The organism is Flavobacterium sp. (assembly GCF_031411595.1).
Classification (GTDB): Bacteria; Bacteroidota; Bacteroidia; order Flavobacteriales; family Flavobacteriaceae; genus Flavobacterium.
Window position 1 is genome coordinate 55,653 of the sequence record NZ_JANOBI010000043.1, and the last position, 6,308, is coordinate 61,960.

The following is a 6,308-nucleotide window of genomic DNA, read 5'->3' on the forward strand; positions in this document are numbered from 1 at the left end:
CATTTTACAATATATAGAAAAAGCTTCCATACATTTGGGAGCTTTTTTTTTGTTTCATTTTAATTCCACTTCAACATGCGAAAGCTTGAAAACGGAGAACTACAACGCAAATCTATTGTCGATTTTAAAGCTGCAGACAAAACGCCAATCATTATTGTTTTGGACGACATTCGAAGCTTGAATAACATTGGCTCTGTTTTCAGAACTGCCGATGCTTTTTTGATAGAAAAAATTTATTTGTGTGGCATTACCGCAACACCGCCTAATAAAGAAATTCACAAAACAGCTCTTGGCGCGACGGAAACTGTAGATTGGGAACATCATAGTGATGTAGTTTCTGTCATTCAAAACTTGAAAAACGATGGTGTAAAAGTGTATGCTATCGAACAAGTAGAAAAAGCTATTTTTCTACAAGATTTTGAAATCGATACAACAAAAAAATACGCTTTGGTTTTCGGAAACGAAGTATTTGGGGTCAATCAAAATGCGATAGCGAATTGCGATGGCACGATTGAAATTCCACAATTGGGAACCAAACATTCGCTCAACATTGCGGTTAGTGCAGGAATTGTTGTGTGGGATTTATTTAAAAAAATGCGTTACTAAGGATTCAATACTTTTTGAATTTCCTCTAAAACAAAAATATAATCTTCTTGGTTTTTTACAAAATCACGATCCGAAACATCAATCACCAATACATTCAAATCGGTTTGTGATTTAATATAATCCAAATAACCACGATTGATTTTATCGAGATATTCCGCCGGAATTTCCTGCTCATAACTTCTACCGCGTTGCTTGATGTTTTCCAACAAACGTGTCGTATTTTGATACAAATAAATATACAAATCAGGCTTCGGCATTTCCTTGTATATGATTTCAAACAGCTTCCGATACAATCGATATTCATCATCTGTCAACGTCACTTTTGCAAAAATCAAGGATTTGAAAATATGATAATCGGCAATAATAAAATCTTTAAACAAATCAAACTGCGCCAAATCATCTGCAATCTGTTGGTATCGATCCGCCAAGAATGACATCTCCAAAGGAAAAGCATAACGGTTCTGGTCTTCATAAAACTTAGGTAAAAATGGATTGTCAGCAAAACGTTCCAAGACTGTTTTCGCATTAAAATTCTCAGCAATCTTAGTCGTTAAAGTGGTTTTTCCTGCGCCAATGTTACCTTCAATCGCAATATAATTAAGCTGCTCTAAAGCAATTTTTCGCAACGGAACATCAAGCGATTGCATCATTTTACATTGACTTTTATCTTCCGAAGCTTTCAGAATTTCAGGCAAGTATTTTTGTAAAATCGGATGCCGCCAATCCAAATTCAAATCGCGCATCGGCAAGAGCACAAACATACGTTCTTGCATCGCCGGATGTGGCACTTGAAGGTTTTTCGAATTGATGATTTCTTCATTAAACGCGATCACATCAATATCAATAGGACGCGACTGATAGCCTTCACTTTCAGAACGGACTCTACCGAGTTTTTTTTCAATCGTAAGCACTTTTTCGAGAATCGTTTGCGCATCACTAAGCGTGTGCAAAACCAACGCACAATTGTAGAACGCATCACCTTCAAAACCCCAAGCAGGCGTTTCGTATAGCTTCGAAACTTTCACAACCGTTCCGGCTTCGCGATGAATAAAATCTATAGCGGATTCAATATTCTCCAACCGATTGCCTTGGTTGCTTCCTAACGATAAAATAACTTGATGTTGCGTATTCATATTAACCGCAAATTAAGTAAAAGAATTTTAGAATAGAAGTATATTTGCACCGACTGTTAATAAATTTTACAACGTGTATATTTGTAACATTCAACCTTGAATATCAACTCATCAGAAAAAATAATTATGCGATTTTTAGGAAATGTATTAGCGACGGTTATAGGTCTTTTTGTTTTTTGTATGATTTTCTTCTTTGGAATTTTGTTTATTGGCGCCTTATTTGGCGGTGATGGAGAAACCACCGAAGTGAAAAGCAATTCGGTTATAGAACTCGACTTATCGAAAGTAACTACCGATTATGCCGGAAAATTCAATTACAAAGATTTTGATTATTTCGATGCCAGACACGACGGTTTAGCCGATGTCATTAAAGCGATTGAAGCTGCAAAAGACGATAGCGATATCAAAGGAATTTCAATCTTAAATGACAATTCTGATTTGGGAATGGCGCAAATCAAAACCGTTCGTAAAGCTTTAGACGACTTTAAAAAGTCAGGGAAATTTGTGTTAGCTTATGGCAATACGTTTTCTCAAAAGGAATACTACTTAAACTCTGTGGCCAATACGATTTATATCAATCCAATTGGCGAAATGGAATTTAAAGGCTTGTCTTCAGAACTCTTATTTTTCAAAGATTTTCAAGACAAATACGGCATCAAGATGGAAGTCATTCGCCACGGGAAATACAAAAGTGCCGTCGAGCCTTTCCTCGAAAACAAAATGAGCGAAGCCAACCGAGAACAACTTACTGCGCTTTTAAATTCGGTTTGGAATTCCGTTTTGACCGATATCTCCATCAGTAGAAATATTCCAACTACAAAATTGAATGAAATTGCAAGCCAACTCGCAGCACGAACTCCCGAAATGGCAAAAGCGCAACACTTAGTTGACAAAGTCGCTTATGAAGATATCTACCACGACGACATTCGAAAAATACTAAAAGTAGACACCGACAAAGATTACAACACCGTTAAAATTTTGGATTATGCTAATAATGTAGCGACGACTTCAACTGAAAATTCTTCTAAAAATAAAATTGCTATTATCTATGCGCAAGGTGAAATCGGAAGTGGTGAAGGCGATGTTAACGTTGTTGGTGAATTATCAATGCGCCGCTCACTTCAAGACGCCAGAAAAGATGACAAAATAAAAGCCATTGTACTTCGAATAGATTCTCCAGGCGGAAATGCCCTAACTTCTGATTTGATTTGGAGAGAAATCGAAGTGACTAAAAAAGTAAAACCGGTCATCGTATCCATGGGGAATTTAGCCGCTTCAGGCGGTTACTACATCGCTTGCAATGCCAATAGAATTTTCGCTGAAAACAACACCATTACCGGCTCCATCGGTGTTTTTGGGTTGTTGCCAAACTTCACCGCATTGACCACCAAAATGGGAATCAATTCCGAACAGGTAAGTACCAACCAAAATGCTGCGGAATATAGCGTTTTCAGACCTTTAGCTGATAATTACAGATTTATTGCTCAAGAAGGTGTCGAGAAAATATACACCACATTCGTAACCCGCGTAGCCACTGGCAGAAGAATGTCTTTCGAACAAGTCGATGCCATTGCGCAAGGGCGAGTTTGGTCAGGTGCTGAAGCTGTAAAAATTGGTTTGGTGGACAAGATTGGTGGACTAGACGATGCACTACAATACGCTGCCGATTTAGTGAAAATTAAAAATTATAAAACCCAGAATTTCCCAGTCTATGAGAAAGATTTTCAAGATTATTTGGGCAGTTTAGGCCTTCCGTTTATGAAAACCAAAGAGAGTTTCATCAAAGAAGAATTGGGTGAAGAAAACTACAAAGTCATCGAACAAATCCGCCGCGTGCAAACCAAAAAAGGCGTTCAAGCAAGTTTGCCTTTCGAAATCAATATTCATTAATCATAATCACGTCACATTTGCGTTATTATTCATAAATCAACTGTCATGATCAAGAAAATTTTAAAAATCGTTGGAATTCTATTGCTGCTCATCGTGCTTTCTTTATTTGCCATTCCGTTCTTTTTCCAAGACGCCATCAAAGCAAAAATCGCGGAAGCCATCAACGAGAAAGTCGACGCGAAAGTTTCTTTTGCAGATGCCGATTTGAGTTTGTTCAAAAGTTTTCCTCAAGCCAATGTGTCGGTTGAAAAATTACTCATCATCAACAAAGCTCCATTTGAAGGCGATACTTTGATTTCTTTGGGTGAAGTCAATTTGAAAATGTCAATCAAAGAATTGTTCAAAGGCAAAGATGAATCGATGAATATTGAAGCCTTATCGACAGAAAATGGGCTTATCAATATCATATTCAACAAAGACGGCATAGGCAATTTCGACATCGCTTTGAAAGATGATGATAAAAAAGACGGCGGAAAAAGCGACCCACTTTCGTTAAAAATTAAAGAATACAAAGTCACAAATTTAAGGTTTAAATACACCGATGAAGCTTCTAAAATCAGAATGATTATCGACAGTTTGAACCATTCCGGAACCGGAGATTTCGCGAATTCTAAACTCGATTTGGTCACAAAATCAACCGCGAGTGTTTCGTTGTTTATGGACAAAGCGAATTATATGAACCACGTGCCATTGACTTTAGATGCCGTACTCGGAATTGACCTCGACCAAAGCAAATACACTTTCAAAGAAAACAAAGCGCTGATTAACAAACTGCCTTTAGAATTTGATGGTTTCATACAAATGGTGGAAAAAGGCCAAGTCTATGATTTGAAATTCAAAACACCAACCTCGAGTTTTCAAAACTTTTTGGGCTTGATTCCGGCTTCATATGCTGCTAATATTAAAGATGTAAAAACCACCGGAGATTTTACCGTGACTGGTTTCGCCAAAGGAATGCTTTCTGATACGACGGTGCCTAAATTTAATGTGGCGATTGCTTCGAACAACGCTTCATTCCAATATCCGAACTTGCCGAAATCAGTGCAGAGCATTGTCATCGACACTAAAATTATCAATGAAACGGGTTTGATGAATGACACTTACGTGAATTTAGATCAGCTTTCGTTCCGCATCGATCAGGATGTTTTTAATGCCAAAGCCAACATCAGAAACATTGCTGAAAATCCTTTAGTTGATGCGAAATTGAACGGAATTGTAAACTTAGGTAACGTTTCTAAAGCCTATCCTGTAAAACTTAAAGTACCACTTTCTGGGATTTTGAAAGCCGATGTTGCAACCAAATTCGACATGAAATCTGTCGAAACGAATCAATACGAAAACATGCAGAATTCAGGAAACATGACCCTTACCGGATTCAAATATGTGGATGACACGAACAAAGCAATGAACATCAACAAAGCCGTCGTACAATTCACCAACACACGCATCAACCTACAAGAATTGGATTTGACCACCGGAAAAACCGATATGAAAGTCAATGGTGTTTTGGAGAATTTCTATGGATTCATGTTTAAAAATCAAGAGCTCAAAGGAAATTTTAATATGAATTCGAATCAGTTTGCTGTAGCCGATTTCATGTCGCCTGAAACACCAAAAACCAAAACTGAAAAACCAAAAGAAGCGGTTAAAATTCCTGCATTCTTAAATTGCTCATTAACTGCAAAAGCCAATACGGTTTTGTATGATAATTTAACGTTGAAAAACGTTTCCGGAAAAGTCATCATCAAAGACCAGAAAGTCACTTTAGAAAATGTCAAATCGGATATTTTCGGCGGGCAAATTGTAGCGAGTGGCGATGTTTCTACGAAAGGAAAAGTTCCTGTTTTCAATATGAATTTGGGGATGAAAGCCGTTGATATTCAACAAACATTCACCCAATTGGAAATGATGAAAAAAATCGCACCGATTGCCGGTGTGATCAACGGAAAATTGAATACGACCATCAAAGTATCCGGAAATTTAGACGCGAAAGAAATGACACCAGATGTGAATTCACTCAACGGTGATTTGATTGGACAGTTGCTTTCTACAACAGTTAATCCTAGCAACTCAAGCCTTTTATCTAAACTGGATGACAACATCAAATTCATCGATCTCAAAAAAATCAACCTCAACGATTTGAAAACGGCACTTACTTTCAAAGACGGAAAAGTCAATATCAAACCGTTTGATTTAAAATATCAAGATATCAAAATGTCGGTGGGCGGGCAACATGGTTTTGACCAGAATATGAATTATAGTTTAAAGTTTGATGTTCCTGCGAAGTATATGAGTCTTCTTGGTCCTGATATAAACAAACTGATTTCGAAATTATCTCCGACTGATGTCAGCAAATTGGAGAATATTCCAATTAATGCCTCGATGACCGGAAATTTTAAAAGTCCTAAAATATCGACTGATGTGAAAGGTGGCATCACAAATCTTACGAATCAAATCGTGAAGCAACAAAAAGAAAAATTGGTCAAACAAGGCACAAGTGCTTTGAGCGATTTGATTAATAAGAATACCAAAACCGATACGACCAAAACGAAATCTCCGGCAAAAGAAGACATTAAAAAGAAAGCGGGTGATTTGTTGAATGGATTGTTTAAGAAAAAATAAAATTTATTGCTCGCAAAGTCGCGAAGGCGCAAAGTCAATTATAATGTGAACTTTGCG

Annotated in this window: 4 protein-coding genes; 3 read left to right on the plus strand and 1 reads right to left on the minus strand. The window is 37.3% G+C overall.

All coding sequences use genetic code 11. The annotated features are described in order from the left end of the window. Nucleotides 1-75 precede the first annotated feature (75 nt). Complete coding sequence (locus RMO03_RS10345; RefSeq protein ID WP_309642027.1) at nt 76-606, plus strand: RNA methyltransferase; 531 nt, start codon at nt 76-78, stop codon at nt 604-606. On the opposite strand, the gene folK is transcribed toward RMO03_RS10345, so the two are convergent. Next, nucleotides 603-1,739 carry a 2-amino-4-hydroxy-6-hydroxymethyldihydropteridine diphosphokinase gene (gene folK, locus RMO03_RS10350; protein ID WP_309642028.1) on the minus strand — a complete coding sequence of 379 codons (1,137 nt, stop codon included), beginning with the start codon at nt 1,737-1,739 and terminating at the stop codon, nt 603-605. The two genes, RMO03_RS10345 and folK, sit on opposite strands and share 4 nt — an antisense overlap. A gap of 126 nt (nt 1,740-1,865) precedes the next feature. Here folK and sppA point away from each other — a divergent pair, with 126 nt between their 5' ends. Both sppA and RMO03_RS10360 read left to right on the plus strand, forming a co-directional pair. Further along, nucleotides 1,866-3,629, plus strand: a complete 1,764-nt coding sequence (gene sppA / locus RMO03_RS10355; protein ID WP_309642029.1) for a signal peptide peptidase SppA — start codon at nt 1,866-1,868, stop codon at nt 3,627-3,629. A gap of 45 nt (nt 3,630-3,674) precedes the next feature. Next, nucleotides 3,675-6,251: an AsmA-like C-terminal region-containing protein gene (locus tag RMO03_RS10360; RefSeq protein WP_309642030.1), complete on the plus strand. Its 2,577-nt coding sequence runs from the start codon at nt 3,675-3,677 to the stop codon at nt 6,249-6,251. Nucleotides 6,252-6,308: the final 57 nt, after the last annotated feature.